Annotated in this window: 17 protein-coding genes; 9 read left to right on the top strand and 8 right to left on the bottom strand. The window is 60.2% G+C overall.

What is annotated here, in order from left to right; genetic code table 11:
* Nucleotides 1-236 precede the first annotated feature (236 nt).
* From HXX25_RS09365 to HXX25_RS09345, 5 genes are all read left to right on the top strand, one after another.
* A complete protein-coding gene (locus HXX25_RS09365; protein ID WP_187165661.1) occupies nt 237-3,512 on the top strand; it encodes a TonB-dependent receptor in 3,276 nt (1,091 codons plus the stop codon).
* 111 nt (nt 3,513-3,623) lie between these two features.
* Nucleotides 3,624-4,640 (top strand): agmatine/peptidylarginine deiminase, encoded by a 1,017-nt coding sequence (locus HXX25_RS09360; protein WP_187165660.1) that lies wholly within the window; start codon nt 3,624-3,626, stop codon nt 4,638-4,640.
* A 37-nt stretch (nt 4,641-4,677) separates the two neighbouring features.
* The gene (locus tag HXX25_RS09355; RefSeq protein ID WP_187165659.1) at nt 4,678-5,907 is read left to right on the top strand and encodes a serine hydrolase; all 1,230 of its coding nucleotides are present in this window, start codon (nt 4,678-4,680) and stop codon (nt 5,905-5,907) included.
* 13 nt (nt 5,908-5,920) lie between these two features.
* The gene (aguB, locus tag HXX25_RS09350; RefSeq protein WP_187165658.1) at nt 5,921-6,757 is read left to right on the top strand and encodes an N-carbamoylputrescine amidase; all 837 of its coding nucleotides are present in this window, start codon (nt 5,921-5,923) and stop codon (nt 6,755-6,757) included.
* Nucleotides 6,758-6,765: 8 nt separating this feature from the next.
* Nucleotides 6,766-8,319, top strand: coding sequence for a bifunctional GNAT family N-acetyltransferase/carbon-nitrogen hydrolase family protein (locus HXX25_RS09345; protein WP_187165657.1), 1,554 nt, complete (start codon nt 6,766-6,768; stop codon nt 8,317-8,319).
* Nucleotides 8,320-8,376: 57 nt separating this feature from the next.
* Here HXX25_RS09345 and HXX25_RS09340 read toward each other — a convergent pair whose 3' ends face one another.
* The 5 genes from HXX25_RS09340 to HXX25_RS09320 all read right to left on the bottom strand — a co-directional run bounded on the left by HXX25_RS09340 (nt 8,377) and on the right by HXX25_RS09320 (nt 12,134).
* Complete coding sequence (locus HXX25_RS09340) at nt 8,377-8,550, bottom strand: hypothetical protein (RefSeq protein WP_187165656.1); 174 nt, start codon at nt 8,548-8,550, stop codon at nt 8,377-8,379.
* Between the two features lie 84 nt (nt 8,551-8,634).
* Nucleotides 8,635-9,285 carry a MarC family protein gene (locus tag HXX25_RS09335; protein WP_233346625.1) on the bottom strand — a complete coding sequence of 217 codons (651 nt, stop codon included), beginning with the start codon at nt 9,283-9,285 and terminating at the stop codon, nt 8,635-8,637.
* Nucleotides 9,286-9,400: 115 nt separating this feature from the next.
* Nucleotides 9,401-9,667, bottom strand: coding sequence for a hypothetical protein (locus tag HXX25_RS09330; RefSeq protein WP_187165654.1), 267 nt, complete (start codon nt 9,665-9,667; stop codon nt 9,401-9,403).
* A 112-nt stretch (nt 9,668-9,779) separates the two neighbouring features.
* Entirely contained in the window at nt 9,780-11,084 is a 1,305-nt protein-coding gene (locus HXX25_RS09325) for an APC family permease (protein WP_187165653.1), read from the bottom strand.
* Nucleotides 11,085-12,134 (bottom strand): aromatic ring-hydroxylating dioxygenase subunit alpha, encoded by a 1,050-nt coding sequence (locus tag HXX25_RS09320; RefSeq protein ID WP_187165652.1) that lies wholly within the window; start codon nt 12,132-12,134, stop codon nt 11,085-11,087.
* Between the two features lie 89 nt (nt 12,135-12,223).
* Here HXX25_RS09320 and HXX25_RS09315 point away from each other — a divergent pair, with 89 nt between their 5' ends.
* Complete coding sequence (locus tag HXX25_RS09315) at nt 12,224-12,532, top strand: DUF1244 domain-containing protein (RefSeq protein WP_233346624.1); 309 nt, start codon at nt 12,224-12,226, stop codon at nt 12,530-12,532.
* Nucleotides 12,533-12,625: 93 nt separating this feature from the next.
* Here HXX25_RS09315 and HXX25_RS09310 read toward each other — a convergent pair whose 3' ends face one another.
* Nucleotides 12,626-12,829: a hypothetical protein gene (locus HXX25_RS09310; RefSeq protein WP_187165650.1), complete on the bottom strand. Its 204-nt coding sequence runs from the start codon at nt 12,827-12,829 to the stop codon at nt 12,626-12,628.
* A 148-nt stretch (nt 12,830-12,977) separates the two neighbouring features.
* On the opposite strand from HXX25_RS09310, the gene HXX25_RS09305 reads away from it, so the two are divergent.
* On the top strand, nt 12,978-15,035 hold the full coding sequence (locus HXX25_RS09305) for a TonB-dependent siderophore receptor (protein WP_187165649.1): 2,058 nt from the start codon (nt 12,978-12,980) through the stop codon (nt 15,033-15,035).
* A 22-nt stretch (nt 15,036-15,057) separates the two neighbouring features.
* Nucleotides 15,058-15,432, top strand: coding sequence for a hypothetical protein (locus HXX25_RS09300; RefSeq protein WP_187165648.1), 375 nt, complete (start codon nt 15,058-15,060; stop codon nt 15,430-15,432).
* A gap of 9 nt (nt 15,433-15,441) precedes the next feature.
* On the opposite strand, the gene HXX25_RS09295 is transcribed toward HXX25_RS09300, so the two are convergent.
* On the bottom strand, nt 15,442-16,488 hold the full coding sequence (locus HXX25_RS09295) for a deoxyhypusine synthase (protein ID WP_187165647.1): 1,047 nt from the start codon (nt 16,486-16,488) through the stop codon (nt 15,442-15,444).
* Nucleotides 16,489-16,506: 18 nt separating this feature from the next.
* Nucleotides 16,507-17,742 (bottom strand): type III PLP-dependent enzyme, encoded by a 1,236-nt coding sequence (locus HXX25_RS09290; RefSeq protein WP_187165646.1) that lies wholly within the window; start codon nt 17,740-17,742, stop codon nt 16,507-16,509.
* A 409-nt stretch (nt 17,743-18,151) separates the two neighbouring features.
* On the opposite strand from HXX25_RS09290, the gene HXX25_RS09285 reads away from it, so the two are divergent.
* A complete protein-coding gene (locus HXX25_RS09285; RefSeq protein WP_187165645.1) occupies nt 18,152-20,947 on the top strand; it encodes a hypothetical protein in 2,796 nt (931 codons plus the stop codon).
* The last annotated feature ends 73 nt before the right edge of the window (nt 20,948-21,020 follow it).

Genomic DNA, 21,020 nt, shown 5'->3' with positions numbered 1-21,020 from the left:
ATCCTGACCGCGATTGCAGTGGAGAATTTTCGTTATGTTTTCAGGCCACTTCACATTTTGTTTACCGGGACTCGAAAACGCATTTGTGCGCCGCAACAAAATGACCGTGGGCTTCGTCACATAAGCGTCACAAATTAGTCATTGATCCTTTTCGTCAGAGGCGTATTGCCCGCCCCGTGTTTCACCGGGGACCGCGACAGTCCCCATTCCGTCGACTCGTGGGGATTGGAAGAACCATGTCATTCTCAAGAAAACTTTCTTACAGCGCAGCGGCAGCTGCTCTGTTCGCACTTGCAGCACCCGCTGCGGTTTATGCCCAGAATACGTCATCGCAGGTGCGCGGTTCCGTGGTTGCCGAAGATGGTTCTGCCATCAACGGCGCGACCGTGACGATCATTCACATTCCGTCCGGTACGGTTTCGACCACCCTGACAGCTGGTGACGGTAACTTCTTCCAGTCCGGTCTGCGGGTTGGCGGTCCATACCGTCTCGCCATTCAGGCTGAAGGCTTTCAGGCGGATATCATCGAGGATATTCGCCTCGATCCGGGTTCGAACACACCGATCCGCGTGACACTGCAAGGCGGCCAGGCTGACACGATCGTTGTCCTGGGTCAGCGCCTCCAGTCGCTGGACATCAACAATGGCGCCGGCTCGACCTATACGGCTCGCGACATTGCCAACCAGCCTTCGACCAATCGCGATGTCATCGCTACGCTGTTGCGCGACCCGCTCGCCAATTCCAGCGGTGAAGGCAACCTCTCTGTCGCTGGTATCAACCCGCGCTTCAACGCGCTGGCCATTGATGGTGCGCTGCAGCAGGACAATTTCGGTCTGGGCTCCAACACCTATGCGACCAGCCGTTCGCCAATCAACCTCGACGCCATCGAATCGGCGTCAATCGTGGCCTCGGATTACTCGGTCACAGCCGGTAACTTCACCGGCGGCCTGGTCAACATCGTGACCCGCTCGGGCACGAATGAGTTTGACGGTTCTCTCTTCTACTATCGTTCCGACGAAGATTTCCGCGGCGATGTTGTCGATGGAAACATCGTGGGCAACCCGCCCTTCACCGAAGAAGAGTATGGCATCACGCTCGGTGGCCCGATCATCGAAGACACGCTGTTCTTCTTTGTGTCCTATGACGAGTTCGAATCCGGTTCGAGCACCGACTTTTCTGCCGGTGATGCGGCAAACGGCCGTCAGGCAGGCTTCTACAATGCACTGAACACCCTGGTTCAGAACGAGCTCGGCTTTAACATGGGCGGCCGTCCGACATCGGTTTCAAATCCGGTCACTTCGGAACGCCTCCTTGGCCGTCTCGACTGGAACATCAATCAGGACCATCGCGCATCCTTCACCTATCAAAGCACGAAGGAAGCCGGCACCAGCACAAGCGGTACGGGTTTTGTTTCTTCCTGGTATGACATTCCGGTTGATGTAACCGCCTATACCGGTCAGGTGTTCTCCGACTGGAACGCCAATCTGTCGACGACCTTCCGTGTGAACTACACCGAATTCGTCCGCGGCCAGAATTGCCGCGCCGGCGCCGGTCAACCGCATCTCGAATTCCGCCTCAGTGCGGCCGATGTGGCCGGAACGGTTCTCGACGGTTTGCTGACAAATACCAGCGAAACCACCTTTATTGGTGGTTGCGACCGCTTCCGTCACGCCAACGAATATGACGACACCCGTCTGACCCTGTTCGGTTCTGCTGACTATTCCGCCGGCAACCACGTTCTGACACTGGGCGGTGAATACGAGCAATTCGAACTGCGCAATGTCTTCATTGCGTCCTCGAATGGCCGTTTCATCTTCAACAATGTCCAGGACATCATCAACGGCACGGCGCGTATCGAATACGTCAACGTTCCGTCGAACAACGCATCGACCGGTGCTGCCGAGTGGGGTGTTGATCGCTTCACGATCTTTGGTCAGGACACCTGGCAGGTCTTGCCGGAACTGGAACTGCAAGGTGGTTTCCGCTGGGAGTTCTTCAGCCAGGACGACACGCCGCCGAATGATCCTGCGATCGCAACCAATTTCGGCCAGTCTTCGCAAGAAAACCTGGATGGCCGTGACGTGTTCATGCCGCGTCTCAGCGCTCGCTGGACGCCGCTTGACCGCACAACGGTTTCCGGTGGCTTCGGTCTCTTCTCCGGCGGCAATCCGATGGTCTGGATTTCCAACGCCTTCCAGCAATCGACGGTCTTCACTTCGGCCAACAATGTCACGCTGAACGGTTTCGGCATTCCGCAAAACCTTCTGAACAATGTGGCCAACGGCACGCCGTCGGTTATTGACGGCATTGACCCTAACTTCGAAATCCCGTCCGACTGGCGGGCCTCCATCCGGGTCGATCAGGAGTTTGATGCAGAACTGGGCGACATGTTCGGTCTGCCGGAATTCTTCAATCTCGGTACCGATTACCGCTTCACCTTCCAGTATCTGTACAATCGTACGAATAATGGCTTCCAGTGGCGTAATCTGGCCCAGACGCAGCTTCCGGCAGCTCTGCCGACCGGTGTAGCACCGGATGGACGTACCATCTATGCCGACCTTGATGCCCTTGGCATTGGCAACTTCACCCAGCTGACCAACCACTCCGAAGGCGAAAACCACATCTTCACCTTCACCCTGGCCAAAGAGTTCGAGAACGGCCTCGGCTTCCAGTGGTCCTATGGCTATCAGGACGTGGAAATGGGATCGGAAGGTTCGTCCTCCCGCGGTATTTCGAGCTGGCGTGGTATTGTGGATACGGACCGGAACTTCCCGTCGGCCCGGACATCCATCTACCAGGTCCAGGACCGCTTCGCGCTCAGCTTCTGGTACGAGCGTGATTTCTTCGGCGATCTGACCACACGCTTTGACCTGTTCGGTGAAATCACCTCCGGTGCGCCGTTCACCTACACGTTCGATATCAACAATTCGAACTCGCTGTTCGGTCGTGCAGGCCTGGGTGAAGGTCCGTTTGACAATAGCCCGCTCTACATCCCGACTGCGGGTGATGCACGGGTCGTCTATGCCGGGACCTTCAATCAGACGGCTTTCGATGCCCTGATCAACAGCCGTGGCCTGGCTCGTGGACAAATCCATGAAGTCAATTCCGACTTCGGTCCGTGGAACCAGCAGTGGGACCTTCGCATCCAGCAAGAGCTGGGCAGCCTGCCCTTCGTCGAGGAATTTGTCGGTGACAACCGCTTCAATCTGGTGGTTGATATCGAGAACGTCCTCAACATGCTGAACGATGAGTGGGGCACCCAGTACAATGCTCCTGGCTTCGGTCAGGTAGCTCTGGTGCAGGCAGATATGGTGTCCACTGCTGATGTCGCCGCAAACGGCGTCAATGGTGCGACGGCTCTGACCGGCGATGCCATGCGCACTGCATGTACGACGGCGGGCTCCTGCGTTTATCGCTACAACCGCTACCAGAACTTCCGTGAGCCGACCGGCTTCCTGAGTTCCGGCAGCTCGGTTTACAACATCCGTATCGGCCTGCGTTACGAGTTCTAATTTCTCGTAACCGGGTCAACCGGACAAGGATGGGGGCGGCTTGTCAGCCGCCCCTTTTCTTTTGCGCGCATCCCGCTGGCAGGGACGCCGCCTTCATGCTAGCGGAATGTCATGAAAAACGATTTTTCCATACCTCACGAATTTGCACCTCAGGACCGGATTTTTACCTGCTGGCCGGCTGATCCCGATCTCTGGGAAGCCGACCTCGAGCCGGCGCAGGCCGAGTTCGCACAGTTTGTCAGTCTTCTGGCCGGCGAGGGTGAAACCGCTCAGGCGATCACCATTCTGGCGGCCACTGATCAGGCCGAGGCTTCGGCCAGGGCGGCGCTGGGCAATCGCGCCGAGATCGTTCGTGCGGACTACGGAGATGTCTGGGCGCGCGATACCGGGCCGGTGTTCCGCTTGCGGAAGGGACGAATGGAAGCGGTCCAGTTCCGCTTCAACGGCTGGGGCGGGAAATATGAATTGCCCGGCGATGATGAAGTGGGCGGCGTGATCGCAGATCTTGCCGGCGTACCTTTGAAGAAGGTTGATCTGACCTGTGAGGGTGGGGCGCTGGAATTTGACGGTGTCGGCGGCGTTCTGACCACCCGGCAATGCGTGATGAGCCAGTTTCGTAATCCGGACCGGACCGAAGCGGATGTCGAGGACCTGTTCTATTCGACGCTGGGAGTCGAGACGATCTACTGGGTCGACCGCGGCCTGCATTTCGACCATACGGATGGTCATATCGACAATATTGCCCGCTTTGTGGCGCCCGGCGTCGTGGTTTGCCAGTCGCCGAACGGTGCTGATGATCCCCAGGCCGACGTCCTGCAGGAGATTTCGGCTCAGCTGCGGCGGATGAAAACGCCAGACGGGAAACGGTTCCGGGTCATCGAAATACCGTCTCCCGGCAAAGTCGAGGATGAGGATGGCAAGCCCATGCCGGCCTCCCACATGAACTGGGTATCGGCGTTCGATCGGATCATTATGCCGATCTATGACGAATCTCCGGGGAAATCGGCGGCGCAGGCCTTGCAAGATGCTCTGCCAGAGAAGAAAGTGTTAACGAGTCCGGCACGGGCGATCCTTTCAGGCGGCGGCGCCTTTCATTGCGTTACCTGCAATTTGCCGCGAATGACCTGAAAGCTGTCTCCCGGCTGTAGACGTGGGGGATGAGGGCATGCGCGCCCTGGGTTTGATATTTGTGTTATTGACCGCCTGGACCGGCTCTGCTGCTGCGTCCAGCCCGGCTTTTATTGTGCAGGTCTCACCCGCCATTTTCGCTGCGCTCGAACCTGTCTTCATGCCCCATACGCCGCGTCCACCCAGTGCGCTGGACTATCTCACGCCCTTTCGCCAGCGCGTCGAAGACGTCGCCGGGCGCGATTATATGGCGGGTCTGGCGATTGCCGTTCTCGAGCATGGGGAGCCGGTCTTCATCTATACCTCCGGTGAAGAAGCCGTGGGATCGGGGCGGCCGATCACCGACCGGACGCTGTTTCGGGCGGCCTCGGTGTCGAAGGGCATGACCGGAACGCTGATGGCTTTGCTCGAACATGAGGGCCGCTTGAATCTGGTCGATGATGTGCCCCGCGAACTCCTGCCCCTGCCCAATGGGCGGGCAGCCACTGTCGAGCAGGTGCTGGCGCAGCGTACCGGTCTGACGCCGCATACGCTGGACCGGCAGATGGAGGCCGGGATCGAGCTTTATGATCTGCGCAACCGCTTCCGGGCCCAGAGAACCGTCTGTCGCCCCGGTCAGTGTTACAGCTATCAGAATGTGACCTATACCAGCCTTGAAACGCTCGGCGCCCAGGCCGCCGGATTGCCGTTCGAAATGGCGATGCGGGCGTGGCTGTTCGAGCGGATTGGCATGGAGGATGCCACCATCGGCGTTGATGACCTGATTACGGCCGATAGCTGGGCACGTCCCCATCGCCGCCGCGAGCGCGTGGGCGGCCAGCCCGTCGCGGGTGATCCGCAATCGGCCTATGATACGACTGTGTCTGCGGCCGGCGTGAATGTGTCGCTTCGCGATATGATCGCTTATGCCCGGGCCCATCTGGGGGCGAGCCAGCGCATACCGCAGGAAGTGCTACACCGGGTTCAGACCAGTCAGGGCGATACCCCGGAGCAGACGCGACGGATGTACAGGCTGGCGGAGAGAATTGACTCAACGGGTTATGGTCTGGGCTGGCGCACCTATGACTGGAATGGACGACAGCTTCTGACACATTCCGGCTATCTTTCCGGTTATGGTGCACAAATCTATCTGGAACCCGCGACCGGATTTGCTTATGTGGGTCTGTGGAATGCGGATGGTGACGCCCCGTGGTGGCTGTTTCCGACGCTGATGGATTTGCGGACGGGCGATGGCCCGGGCGACTGGATTGACCAGCTCGACGAATAGAACGGACATTTTCATGCCGGATCAAAAGCTGACCGTGGCGGCGCTACAGGCGCCCTTCGGTGACGACACCAACGCGAATATCGAGACTGTGGCCGGCCTGATCCGCGAGGCGGCAGCTGCGGGGGCGCAAGTCATCTTGCCGCCCGAATTGTTCCAGGGGCCGTATTTCTGCAAGACGCAGGAAGAACACTGGTTTGCGCAGGCCTATCCGGCGCTTGAGCATCCCTGCGTGACCGCTTTGCAGCCGCTGGCCAGGGATCTGGGCGTGGTCATACCGGTTTCGATCTTCGAGAAGGACGGGCCGTGCTATTATAATTCGCTGGTCATGATTGACGCCGATGGCGCGGCGATGGGCGTCTACCGCAAGAGCCATATTCCGGATGGTCCGGGTTATATGGAGAAATACTATTTCCGGCCGGGCGATACGGGTTTCAAGGTCTGGCCTACGCGGCATGGCCGGATCGGTGTCGGCATCTGCTGGGACCAATGGTTTCCGGAAAGCGCCCGGGCCATGGCACTGATGGGCGCGGACATCCTGATGTATCCGACGGCCATCGGATCCGAGCCGCATGATGACAGCCTGGACACGGCGGCGCGCTGGCGGCGGGCCATGCAGGGTCATGCTGTTTCCAACGTCATGCCGGTCATTGCCGCCAACCGTGTGGGAGACGAGGACGGACAGGTTTTTTATGGTACGTCCTTCATTGCCGATCATGCCGGGGCGGTCGTCGCGGAACTGGACCGGACCGAAACCGGTTTCATTACCGCAAGCTTCGACCTCGACTTTCTCAATCGCCACCGTGCGGCCTGGGGTTTTTTCCGGGACCGCCGTCCCGAATTTTACAAATAGGATAATTCATGCCCGCAGCTGATAATGCGCACAAGAAGTCCGCGCGCCTGATCATCCGTAATGCGGAGGCCGGCGATATAGACGACATTATCGCGCTGCAGAAACGGGCCTTTCCGAAACTGGAGCCGGATGAGCCGGGCATGATCAAGGGCCGGCTGGAACGCTTTCCGGAAGGCCAGTTCGTGGTCGAGCTGGATGGAGAGCTGGCGGGCTGGGCCTCGACATTCATCGTTGATGAAGCGCTGGCGTTTGAAGACCATACGCTCGACAGCATTACCGGCCATGGCTATGGCACGCTGCATAATCCCGATGGTGACTGGCTGTATGGCGCGGAAATCTGTGTGGACCCCAATGTGCGCCGCATCCGGCTGGGGCAACGCCTGTATGATGCACGGCGCGGTCTGTGCGAGGACTGGGGGCTGAAGGGCATTGTCTATGGCGCGCGCTTCCCGTCGCTGCGCCGCAAGGTCAAGGAATACGGCACGCCGGAGAATTATCTGGAGGCGGTGAAGGCCAAGAAGGCCCGGGACCCGGTCTATGCCTTCCAGGCGCGGCAGGGCTTCGAGCCGGTGCGGCTGATGAAAGGGTATTATGACGAGGACAGGGATTCCCTCGGCTATGCCCTGTTGATGGCCTGGCACAATCCGTCCTGGGTCGAGGATGAGAAAGCGCCGGTCCGGCCGGAGCCGCGCACGGTGCGTGTCGCCGCGGTGCAGTTTCAGGCGCGGGCGGAAGACAGCCTTGAGGCCTTCGAGCGCAATATCGAGTATTTCGTGGATGTGTGTTCGGACTACCGGGCGGATTTCTGCGTGTTTCCGGAGATGTTCACCGTGGCTTTGCTGGCGCTGGAAAAGCGCAAGCTGACGCCGGAGGAATCGATCCAGGCGCTGACGAAACATACGCCCGGCTTCATTGAATTCATGCGCAGCCTGGCGGTGGGATACAATATCAACATCATCGGCGGATCGCATCCGACCCAGACCGATGATGGCGACATCCAGAATGTGGCCTATGTTTTCCTGCGCGACGGCTCGGTGCATGCGCAGGAGAAAATCCACCCCACGCCGAACGAGAAATTCTGGTGGGGAATCAAGGGCGGCAATGAGGTGCGCACCATCCAGACCGATTGCGGGCCGATCGGGGTGCTGATCTGTTATGACGCCGAATTCCCGGAGCTGGCGCGCAAGCTGGCGGATGAGGGGGCGGGCATATTGTTCGTGCCCTATGCGACGGATGACCGGACGGGGCATTTGCGGGTGCGCTATTGCGCCCATGCGCGGGCGATCGAGAACCAGGTCTATGTGGTGACGGCGGGCAATGTCGGCAATCTGCCGGACGTTGAGAATATGGATGTGAATTACGCCGAGAGCGCCATCATCACGCCGTGTGATTTCCCGTTTGCGCGCGACGGTCTGGCGGCGGTGGCGGCAGAGAATGTCGAGACCATTGTGGTCGCCGATGTGCGGCTGGATGATCTGACGGCGGCGCGGCAATCGGGCACGGTGCGCAATCTGCGCGACCGGCGGTTTGATCTTTACCGCGTGGTCTGGAACAAGCGCTAGTTATTCCGCCGCTTTTTCGAACCGCGAAACCGGTTCCCACTTTCGCTGAAAAAGCTCTTAGGCGGTTTTCCGGCCCGGCATGGCGAGGCCGAGCACCAGCGCAATGGCGAGGGCGGGCCAGAGGAAGGCGATCCCGGCGTCGACATTTCCGCGCGTGAAGGCGACCGCGCTGGCGGTCATGCCGGTCAGGACCAGCATCAGGACTGTCAGGAATACTGCGAGCCGTACCATCGCCTCACCCTTTCCAACCGCTTCCACCCTACACCAGAGTCTTTAAAAAACGCTTGCGGCGGAATTTTGGCGCCGTCGCGGCCTTTATCCGCCCAGCAGCGCCCCGGAGATTCCGTCGAAGATGAATTGCGCGGCCAGCGCCGCCAGGATGACGCCGAGAATGCGGGTGATCATGGCGGCCAGCGTATCGCCCATCAGCTTCATCAGCGGACCGACGGCGAGGAAAATGACCAGACAGGCCAGGAGGTTGGCCCCGAGGCCGAGGAAGATGGCGGCCTGGCCCATGACCGATCCGCCATCCCCGGACATGAACAGCATGATGGAGGCAATCGCCCCCGGCCCGGCCAGCATGGGAATGGCCATGGGGAAGACGGAAATGTCTTCATTGGTGCCGGGAATGCTCTCATCCTCATGGGCCATCTTGTCGGCGCGTTCCTCGCGGCGTTCGGTGCGTTTCTCGAAAATCATGTCGAGCGCGATGAGGAAGAGGAGAACGCCCCCGGCGGCGCGGAAAGCGTCGAGGCTGATATGCAGCGCGCTCAGCAGCCATTCGCCGCCATAGGCAAAGGCGATCAGAACCCCGGTGGCAATGGCGACCGACTTGATCGCCATGGTGCGGCGGTGGGCGGGGGTGGAGCCATCGGTGAGGGCGGCAAAGATCGGGGCCACGCCGATCGGGTCGATCACCACGAAGAAGGTGACGAAGCTGGCGGTCAGAAGGGCGAGGTCAAGCATAGCAGGCATCCGGAGTTCGAATTTGATCCGCCCCTAACACGGGTCCTACGGCTTGGCGATACCCGCTTTTGCATAAGGGGTTTGCGGCTATGCGACAGAAGGCCTGGATTGCGGTCTAGAGCGGAAAATCTAGTTCAGGATCAATACCGACGCTCTCGATGAATTTGCGCATTGCGCGCACCTCGTCCTTTGGCATGCTGTGCTGAGCATGGTGAAATACGGCGGTATTGCCTTTGAGCTTAACCGAGAATTTCGCTCCACTGCGCTCGCCAAGCTCTGCTCCAAGTTCGACTAGGACATTTTCGACATCCGCGGGCGCCAGATTTGACGGTTCCGGATGGGCGAACAGCGCGTGCAGGACCTTTCGATGCTTGTGGTTCATGGCTGTCTCCCAGAGTTTGCAGATAGAGACTATGCTAACCGGTCCGGTGGTGACATGCGGCGAATACGCACCCGGAGCTGGCAGTCGGGCAATAGTATCTTCCTGGGTCTTGTCACCCCCTTTGCCGCCCCAGATAAAACACCGGCACGCCGGCCGCCAGCAACACCGCGCCCCAGGCGAGGACTTCGAGGCCCGAGCCGAGAATGGCAAACACCGAATAGAGCGCACCGGCGACCGCCACCGCGGCCCAGCCTCTGGCCGACGCCCAGGAGTGTTTGAACTCGGCGAGGGCGCTGATCAGCATGGGGATGAGGGTGGTGAGCGTGCTCATCATCAACAGGAAGGTGAAGGCGCCCACAAGGCCGCGCGAGAAGTTCAGCATCAGCAATATGGACGAGACCGAGGTGGCGAGGATGAGCGCCCAGTAAGGCGCATGGCCCTTGTTTCTTATGGCGAGAAATTTGGGCGCGAGCCGGTCCAGCGCAACGGCCAGCGGCATCTGCCCCGAGGTGAAGATATTGCCGTTGAGCGAGCCCGCCGTCGAGACCAGCGCGCCAATGGCGACCAGGGGCGGCCCCCATGTGCCGAGCACGCGGGCGGCATCGGAAAAGGGCGAGGTGGATTCGGCAAGCTGATCTGCGGGCACCAGCATCATCACTGCCGCTGTGGAGCCGATATAGACCAGCGCCACGGTGAGGACGCCGGTAAAGATGGCGCGCGGCATGGTCTTTTGCGGATTGGCGACCTCACCCGCCGGGATGACGCCGGCCTCCATGCCGGCAAAGGCCCACATGGTCAGCAGCGCCGTGGTGGCGAGAATGGCGAGTGGGTGGCCGCCCGTGGGGTTGAGCGCGGGCAGATTGTCCGCCGAGCCGAAGGCCAGCCCGGCAATGATAATGAGGATCAAGGGGATGAGTTTGAGGAAGGTCATCACCAGCTGGACAAGGCCGGCCTCCCGCACGCCGCGAATGGAGATGAGGGTGAGCGTCCATAACAGGCCGAGCGCGATGGCGGCCTGTGCCACCGGCGCGTCATTGAGCTGCGGGAAGAAGACGCCGAGATAGCCGACAAAGGCGAGGGCGATGGTGGGCGTGGCGATCCAGACCGAGGCCCAATAGCCCCAGGCGATGAGAAAGCCGGGCAGATCGCCAAAGGCATCGGCCGCATAGGCATAGGGGCCGCCAGTGCGCGTTGTGCGTCCGGCGAGGCGGGCGAGCACGAGGGCGAGCAGGATGGAGGATCCGCCGGTCAGGAGCCAGCCGCCGAAACTCATCAGACCATAAGGGGCGAGCACGGTGGGCAGGAGGAAAATCCCCGAGCCGATCATCACCCCGACGGTCAGCGACCAGCAGCCCCAGAAGCCCAGCGGTTTTTTCGCTCGGATGGAGGCGTCTTCGACCGTTGAAATATCGCTCATTCAGTCCTGATTTTCTGCCGTGGCATAGGTGCGGCGCAAGAGGTTCTGGAAATGCCAGACGGCTGATTCCTGTGAGGGAGAGAGGCGGCCGGGTGTATAGGCGCCGGATTCGAGGCCCTTCTGGACGCGCTCGCAAATCATCCGGTCTTCACCCTGAACCTCTTCGGAAAAGGCATCGTCGCGATCGGCCTTGGCCTCTTCGCCGGGTCGGTAATAATAGGAAAACTCGACCACGCATTTGCGGTCCGAGATTGCGACGACGCGATTGGTCTGCACCCGTCCGGGCAGGATGTTCAGCATGGTGTTGGGGTAGAGGAAGACATAGCGCGCCTCGCCCGTGCCATAGAGGTCCGGGTCGGTCATGGGCGAGCTCTGCACCGAGGCCCAGCGCGTCAGCTCGATGTCGTAGACATCATATTCGATCAGCGCGTTGAGCCCGGCATGGACGACGGGCACGTGATAGCCTTCAAGGTAATTGTCGACATAGGTCTTCCAGTTGGCGTCGACTTCGTAGGCTCGCGTGTGGTGATAGACGATGCCGTCCAGACAAGCGGGCGGGGCGACGCGGTCCAGATCGGCCCTGATCTCGTCGAAACCCGGACCGGATCCGGCGCGTGCGAACACCATGCCGGACCATTCGGCCACATCGATCGGGGGCAGGGACAGGGCGGCGGGATCGAAATTCTCCGCGCGATCCATTTGCGGGGTGATTTTCAGCTGCCCATCCAGATCATAGATCCAGCCATGATAGGCGCAGCGCAATCGCTTTGCGCCTTTGCCATCGCACAGCGCCACCGGTCCGGCGCGGTGGCGGCAGACATTGTAGAAGCCATTGAGGCGGCCTTGTGCATTGCGGACAATCAGGACCGGCTTGCCGCCAATCTCGCGGACAATGTGGTCCCCGGATTGGGCCACATGCGCGGACGGGCCGACAATCTGCCATCCGGTGCTAAGGATGTTTTTCTGGTCAAAGCGATGCCAGTCTTCGCCGAGATAGACGTCTGGCGATAGCGCTTGGGCCTGTTCCAGCCGCGTTGGCGCATCTGTCATGATGAAGTGTCCCTGTTCCCCACCTTAAACCGTAGGCTAAGCTTCGGGATAACACCAACAGAATTCCGACGAAGCCGATGGAGCAAAATATGAAACACGACGCGCTACCCCAAGCCGATCAGGATGCGCTGGATGCCGCCGCCTTCCGGCGGCTGATCGCGCATCTGGATAGCCGCAAGGATGTGCAGAATATCGACCTGATGATATTGGCGGATTTCTGCCGCAACTGCCTGTCGAAATGGTATCGCGCGGCGGGCGAGGAGCGCGGCCTCGACATTTCCGATGCCGAGGCGCGAGAGCGCATTTACGGCATGGCGTATGAAGACTGGAAAGCGAACTTCCAGACGCCCGCGACGGCGGAACAACAGGCGGCGTTTGCGGCGCGGAAGCGGGGCTAGGCCGGGCGCCCTGTTTTTTGTCGTCCTCCGGTCCCGCTGTCGCGGGGACCGGAGGGTCTTGGACGACAAGAGAGCGGCACTGATTCAATCGGATCATGACGCGGCGTGGTGTGCGTCCGCCTGGCCTTCAAACATATCCGCAAAGCGGCGTTTCTTGCGGGGTTTCGAGGCTTCGCGGTGATAGACGTCGGAGACGATGAGCGGGGCGACGGTGGTCGCTTCGGCGAAGACCATCTGTTCCAGCGTCACATCGACCTTGCCTATGGCCAGTTTGAGCGCGACCCATGCCCGTCCCAAAGAAGCTGAGTCATACGCAGCCCTGAAGTTACGGAAAATTAACGCCCTCAATAAACGTTATAATATAACATAACGGTTCAAACGAGATCCGTCCTTGACCAACAGGGAGGCGCTCGGACCATGTGATATCAAGGCCCGGGGCGACGTTATGTCATTATCTGCCGTTTTTCTTGCGCTGCTGCTCAATGCAAATTTACAGACCGTCCCTGAAGGCGGTGCCGTAGAGGAGGTTGCCGAAGCGCAGAGCCAGTCTGAAGTCTATGAGCGGGATTTCTTTGCCCGGTTTAACCCGCAAACCGCGCGCGACATGATCGAGCGTCTGCCCGGGTTTTCGCTTGATGCGGGCGAGAATGTGCGGGGTTTTGGCGGCGCGGCCGGGAATATCCTGATTGATGGCAACCGCCCGTCCTCGAAAGTTGGCGTCCTGGATGCGCTGGGCAGAATTCCGGCGAACTCCGTTGCCCGCATTGAACTGATCCGCGGCACGGCCGGCTCCAGTGAGGCGGCGGGGCAGACCGTGGTGGCGAACATTATCCGGGAGTCATCTGACGGCACAGGCAGTTGGCAGGTTGAGCTGGAACGCGCCGCTGACGGGCGTCTTTACCCGGCTCTGGACCTGACGATGGTGAATTCGGTCGGGGGGTGGCAGACGTCAACCAATGTCAATGCCTACTGGGAGCGTTTTCCCCTGACCGGTACGCGGACAACCGAAAATGCAAACGGGCAATTACTGCTCAGCCAATTGGAGCATCGCCCCAGCGTGCTGGCGGAAGCTTTTGTGTCGACTGAAGCCAGCCGTCCTTTGCTGGACGGTGATTTAACCCTTACGGGCCGCTACGGATATAGCGGTTTTCTGCCAGATACGCATCGTTTGATCTTTGATAACCGCCTGCCAGTTGGAAATCCGGACGAGCGGTTTCTGATCGATTTTGACAGCGAATACCTGGAAGGTGAGTTGGGCGTAGACTGGACAAGACCTTTAACTGATGCGTGGTCGGGTAAGATACTGGCGCTCACCTATTTTCAGGACCTGGACCAAACGCAAATCCTGTCCTCGGAGCGACCGTTGGGCATTGTGAGCTCGGCTTCGGAGTTCGTTCGACTACAGGACAAATTCGAGACGGTTTTACGGGCAACAATGTCGCGTACCGGAGATGTCGAATTTCGCCCGGAATTCGGCGCCGAAATCGCTTTCAACAGCCTCGACAGCACGCTGTCCCTGACGAGTGGTCCTCCGGGATCGCAGACATCCGTCACCTTGCCTGCAGCGAATGTCACGATTGAAGAATTGCGCGGCGAGGCGTTTGCCAATCTGATCTGGCAGGCCTCGGCGCGGTGGTCGGTCGAAGGTGGCATGGCGGCAGAATATTCTGAAATATCTGTCTCGGGCGATGCCGCGAATTCGCAATCCTTTTTCTTTCTCAAGCCCAGCGCGTCCGTCATCTACGCGCCGCGCGAAGGTGTCCAGTTTCGCCTGGGAGCGGAGCGAACGGTTGGTCAGCTGGACTTCAGTGCTTTTGCCGCGTCTGCGTCTGCCTCGGATGATCGCCTTCTGGCCGGCAATCCTGACCTTGGCCCTGACCAGACGACACGCCTTTCCACGGCCATTGATATTCGTGCTGAAGGCGGTGCAGCATTTAACGCCGAGCTGTTTCACGAATGGCGAGACGATCTGATCGAGCAGATCATTTTGCCGTCGGGTTCAGCCGGAGCAGGAAATGCGGGAGATGGGCGTTTCTGGGGCGTTGAAATCAATGGAAGCCTGCCGCTTGGCGCTTTGTTTGAGGGTGGCTTGCTGGAGGCCGAAGTCGGAGTCCGGGAATCCAGTTTCCTTGATCCTGTCAGCGGGCTGGAGCGCGAGATATCCGGTACGCTATCCCCCCGTTTCGCTGTCGAATTCCGGCAAGACCTTGTCGAGCAGCAACTCGCCTGGGGGGCGTCTTATGCGAATGCGACGGACCAGACCTATTTTTATGCCGATGAAGAAAGTTTTAGCCGGGATGGCGAAACCTGGACGGTCTTCGTCGAAACCACCCGGATTCAAGGGCTGAGGACCAATCTGACATTCCAGAATATTGGCGGGCAGGACTTTCATCGCGAGCGACGGCTTTTTACGCCCGACCGAAGTGCGGCACTCAGCGAGCTTGAAACCATTCGGCAGGAGCGCGGCATGTTCGTCTCGCTGACCGTGTCGGGGCAGTTTTAATCCACAGGAGACAAAGCCATGGTTGCTGTTTCGCGGCTTGCGAATGCGGCAAATCTGTTTGCTGGGGGCGCCACATGAAATCAGCACTCTCGCGGCTTCCATACCGGGAGACCCGCAACCCCGGCGTTCCCAGTGCGTCTGTCTGCTCGATGCCCTTGATGAAGCCGCTCCGGTTGAGGCGATGCGAGACGCCCGCACTCACGCCCGCTGCGGCCACACCTGCCCAGCTGAAGCTCTCCTGCATGCCGGTGGCCACGCCTATGTTCTGATTTGTGCGGTACTATGTATTAACACAATGAAACAATATGGCAGGCAGAAAAGCCTGAATGCGACGGCGCTTTCAAAACAAAAACGCCCCGGTGTTTCCACCGGGGCGCTTGGTATTTCGGCGATGTGATCCGCCCGCCTAGTCCTCAAACATATCCGCATAGCGATGGCGCGGGCGGTTTTCCCAGCTGCGGCGGTGATAGACGTCGGAGACCATGACCGGGGCGACGGTTGTCGCTTCGGCGAAGACCATCTGTTCCAGCGCGACATCGACCTTGCCCCAGGAGCAGGCCTCTTTCAGCGTGGAGGACGAGCAGGCCCCGTCGCGCACATCGGCGACGGTGATCTGTACCGCATAGGCGTGCATCGGTACTTCGACGCCGAGGATTTCGGCACAGACGACCGTGTCCTGCGCGAAATTCTTCGGCACGCCGCCGCCGACCATGAAGAGGCCGGTCTTGCCCGCCTTGATCTTGATGTCGGTCAGTTCGCGGAAATCGGCGACGCTGTCGATCGAGAGGTAAGGCTTGTTCTCCTTCATGCGCTCGACCTGATGTTTCACGAGGCCGAAACCGGCAGAGCAATCGGAAAAGGCCGGGCAGAAGATCGGCACGCCGTGCTCATAGCAATCCTGAACCAGCGAGCCTTCCTTCTTGGCATTGCCATCGGCCAGCCATTTGCCCATCGCCTTGATGTAGGAGCGCGAGGATCGCGGGCCGGGTTCGAGCAGATTGGCGATTTCCAGCGTGGCGGCATCGCAGGCCTGCAGCTCTTCCTCGTCGATATAGGTGTCGTAGATCCGGTCGATATAGAGATCGCGCAGGATACGGTCGTCCGGGATATCCCGCGCCTGATAATGCTTGAAGCCGAGGGCCTCGAAGAAATCCATGTCGACGATGGCAGCCCCGGTCGAGACGATGGCATCGACCATGTTGTGGCGCACCATATCGCGCCAGACATGCATGCAGCCGCCCGCCGAGGTGGACCCGGCGAGGGTGAGAATCACCGAGCAATCGGGATCGGCGACGGCGGCCTCGAGGATGCGGGCGGCGCGCGCGGCATCGCGCGAGGTGAAGGACATCTTCTCCCAGGCGTCGATCATGGGGCGGCCGTCGAAAGCCGTAATATCAATATGTTCGACAGGCGAAGACAGAAGCTCTGCCTTCCGGTTGGTCTTGTCAGTCATGTAAAACCCGTAATCTGGTTAGCGGCGGCGCAACCGCTCGCGGCGGCGTTTTGTGCGCGGAAAGGCGACGATCTCGGCTCCCTCGGAAATCCGGCGGGCCGGGCGGGCAACATACAGGCTTTCCCAGGGAAAATCACGGACCGCGGCCCATGTGTAGTCGCCAAAGCCGTTGAAGCGCGTGGCCATGGCTTCGCCATAGGCGCCCAGCATGCCGATCTCGATGACATCGCCTTCGCGGATATCGGCCGGCAAATCATACGGTCCGGGCATGGAATCGATCGAATCGCAGGTCGGGCCGAACAGGCGGAAGGGCGAGACCTCGCCTTTGACCTCTCCGCTTTCGCGGAAAACGCGCATGGGGAAGGGCCATTTGGCGTGGGTGGCGTCAAACAGGCCGCCATAGGCACCGTCATTGAGGTAGAGCGCATCACCCTTGCGCAGCTCGACCCGTGTCAGGAGCGAGCTGGCCTCGGCGACGAGCGCGCGGCCGGGCTCACACCACAGATCGGCGTTCTCCAGCACCATCATTTCCTCGAAGGCATCCTCGATGGCGTCGATATAATCGTGCAGAGGCGGCGGGGTCAGGCCCGGATAGACGGACGGGAAACCGCCACCGACATCGACAATGTCGACGGTGACGCCAGCGCGCGCGATCAGGCGGCTGGCTTCCATCATGGCGGCGCGATAGGCCATCGGGTCCATGCACTGGCTGCCGACATGGAAGCTGACACCCAGCTCGTCGGCCACATGGCGGGCCTTCTCGATCAGGGCCGGCGCGTCAAACGTGCTGGCGCCGAACTTGCCGGCCAGCGGCAGGACGGCTCCGGCATTGGAGACGCCGAGACGCACGATCAGCGTCAGGTCCTCGGAATTGTCCGTGGCCTCGAGAATCTTGTTGAGTTCGTCCTCGCAATCGAGCGCGAAAATCCGCACACCGTATTCGGTATAGGCGGTGCGAATCGCATGACGGCTCTTGACCGGGTGCAGGAAGGCCATGACGGCCTCCGGGCAGCGTTCCGCGATCAGCCGCACCTCGGGCAGGGAGGCGACATCGAACCAGCGTTGTCCCGATGCGTACAGGCCATCAATGACCCATGCGGAAGGATTGGCCTTCACCGCATACAGCACTTCGCCACTAAAGTTATCCTGGAACCAGCGAACCGCTACGGACAACCGGTCTTGGCGAACACAAAAGTTCGGAACCTCGACGGGCCGATTGCGGACCAGGTCCAGGGGCGTATTGAACGTGTCCAACGCACGAAACCCCCTGACTGCTATTAACCCAATCCGGCATCGTCACCTCCGCCGGGAAGACGCATTTATGTCCAAATTTTCCGGCTGTAAAGCGGAAAATGAGATGCGGTCTCCGGGTGCCGAACGGCCTAACACGCAAAATAGCTGTCACACAAATTTAATACCCCGGTCCGGGGTGCGGGGACTTACGGTCACACCTCCAAATAAGATAATTTAATCAGTTATTTATGTCGGCAGAAATCGCGCAAACGGCGGCTTTCACAAAGCGGTTGCAGACCTGATAGAAAACCGACGCCAATCTGTCATTCCAGTGTCGCAACTCTCCGATTTGTTCCGCCGCGATCACGTATGTGGGTAATGAGGCCTGCATGCGACCTGTCTGTTCCGCGCTCTTCATTGGGGGTCATCCATGTCCTTGGACATTTCATTCAAAAAGCTGTTGCTGATTGCAGCCGCCGGCACACTCGCCGCCTGTTCGCAGGGTTCCAACATTGCGTCTCCGGGCGTGACCAATCCCGGTACCGGCCCTGGTGGCGGCGGTGGCGGTGGTGGCGGCGGTGGTGGCGGTGGCGCTGCCTGTCCGGCCGGTTTCACCTGTGCCGCGACCCCCGTGGCCGGCAATACGGTGGCCCTTCTTTCCGGTGCCGTCCTGGCCAATCTGACCATTCCGGCGGTGCAGGGTGTGGCCTACCGCATTGATGGCCGCGTCGATATCGGCTCGGACGTCGGTGCAACCGGCAATGCCGGCGGTACGGCCGCCCGGCTCACGATCCAACCGGGTGCCGTGCTCTTTGGAAACAGCGGTGCCGACTATATCGTCGTCAATCGCGGCTCCCAGATCGAGGCCAACGGTACAGCGGCCAATCCGATCGTGATGACCAGTCAGGCCGATCTCGAACGCCGCGCCGACACCGACCCGACCAATGATGACGGTGGTTCGAATATCTCCGAATGGGGCGGACTGGTGATTCTCGGCCGTGCGCCGATCAATCGTTGCAGCGCCGCCGCGACACCGGGAACGGCCCAGTGTGAAAACATTGTCGAAGGCGTCACCAACCCGGACGCCGTCTATGGCGGTGCGCTGCCGAACGACAGCTCGGGCATTCTGCGCTATGTCCGGGTCCAGTTTGCCGGCTTTGCCATCAACACGCAGGGCAATGAACTCAACGGCATCACGATGGCCGGTGTCGGTGACGGCACGACCGTCGAAAACATCCAGGTGCACAACAATTCCGACGACGGCGTCGAGATGTTCGGCGGTACGGCAAATCTCCGCAATGTCGTTCTCACCGGTAATGATGACGACTCACTCGACACCGATAATGGCTGGCAGGGTGCCGTTCAGAACCTGATCATCGTCCAGCGGGCCGATGGCGGCGACAATGGTGTCGAAGCCTCCTCCGCAGGTAATGGTGTGACCCCGCTGTCCAACGCCTCGATTTCGAACTTTACCATTGTCGGCAATCGCTCGAATGCCATGCGTCTGAATACGGGCACGGTCGGCCTCTACATGAATGGCGTGATCGATTACGGTCAGGAATGCTTCCGCTACCAGCCGGATGCCGGTGACGGGGTGGCCGGTTATGGCGGCGTCGGTGTGGATCCGAGCTTCCAGTCTGTCCTGTTTGATTGCGACGGCGGTATCTCGACAGGCAATTCGGACGCTGCTGCAGCGACCGGTGCTGTCAATGCCAATGCGAACAATGTGGTCGGTGCCAGCTCGCTGGCGGCGCGCCTGTTCCCGGGACCGATTGAAAACGGCATGACGCCTACCGATCCGTCGGGGGCTGACGGCTTCCTGCAAAATCTCGGCTATGTCGGCGCTTTCGGCCCGAATGATACCGAGACCCAGAACTGGGCGGCCGGCTGGACCTTCGCCCTGTTCCCGGACCCGGTCTGCCCGGTCGGAACAACGGACTCCGGTTTCGATATCAATGGTACGACGGTTTGCCGTATTTCCGGCATCATCCGGGACGATATCCGCCTGACCCGTGGTAATCTCTATCAGCTTGACGGGCGCGTTGATGTCGGTGTCGATATCGGTGCTGCCGGCAATGCTGCAGGGGGTGACCCGGCATCGCTGACCATCGAATCGGGTGTCACACTCTTTGGCCGGTCCGGCGCCGATTATCTGGTCGTGAACCGTGGATCGCAGATTTTCTCGAACGGCACAGCGGCGGCTCCGGTCATCATGACGTCGGAAAACGACGTGACCAATGCTGCCGGTGACCGTACCGACGCGATCTCCGAATGGGGCGGTCTGGTGATCCTCGGCCGTGCGCCGATCAACCGTTGCGGCGCAGCCGCGACGCCTGGAACGGTGCAATGTGAAAACATTGTTGAAGGCGTGACCAATCCGGACGCCGTCTATGGCGGTGCGACACCCAATGATTCGTCAGGCTCGCTGACCTTTACCCGGGTCCAGTTCGCCGGCTTTGCGATCAACACCCAAGGCAACGAGCTGAACGGCATCACCTTTGCCGGTGTCGGCAATGGCACGACGGTCAACAACATCCAGGTGCACAACAACTCTGACGATGGCGTCGAATTCTTCGGCGGTAACGTCAATGTCCGCAATCTGGTGCTGACCGGCAATGACGATGACTCCATCGACACCGACAATGGCTATCAGGGCAACATCCAGTTCGCGATTGTGGTCCAGCGTGCCAATGGCGGTGACAATGTCGTCGAGGCGTCCTCGGCCGGTAATGGCGTCACGCCGCTGTCGAATGCCAATCTGTCCAACTTCACCTTCGTGGCCCGCGCGGGCGGCGGTAACGGTTTCCGCCTTAACACGGGTACGGTCGGCCGCTATGTGAACGGTGTCGTGCTTGAACAGGGCGATGCCTGTTTCCGCTACCAGAGCTCTGCCGGCAACGGCACGGCAGGCTATCAGGGCGTCGGTCAGGACCCGAGCTTCGACTCGGTACTGTTTGACTGTGCCGGTGGTATCGAGACAGCCAACTCCGAAACGGGCACGGCTCAGGCCGCCATCAATGGGGGTTCCAACAACGTGGTTGGTGCCAGCTCCCTGTCGGCCACCTTCATCAACGGTGCCAACGAAACGGCTGTCACACCGTTTGACGCCACGACGCTGGATCCGTCGTTCTTCCAGGCGGCGGCCTATGCCGGTGCAGTGCAGAACAATCAGGACCGCTGGTGGGCGGGCTGGTCGTGCGGCCTCGAGGCATCAACGCCTTGCTAGGGCGAAAGAGTGCGCCGGCCTCCGGGCCGGCGCACTCCGCCATCTGCCCCCAAAAAGCTCTCGAAATTCAAAG

Source organism: Hyphobacterium sp. CCMP332 (assembly GCF_014323565.1).
Taxonomy (GTDB): Bacteria; Pseudomonadota; Alphaproteobacteria; order Caulobacterales; family Maricaulaceae; genus Hyphobacterium.
This window is presented reverse-complemented; position numbering and strand designations above follow the sequence as displayed.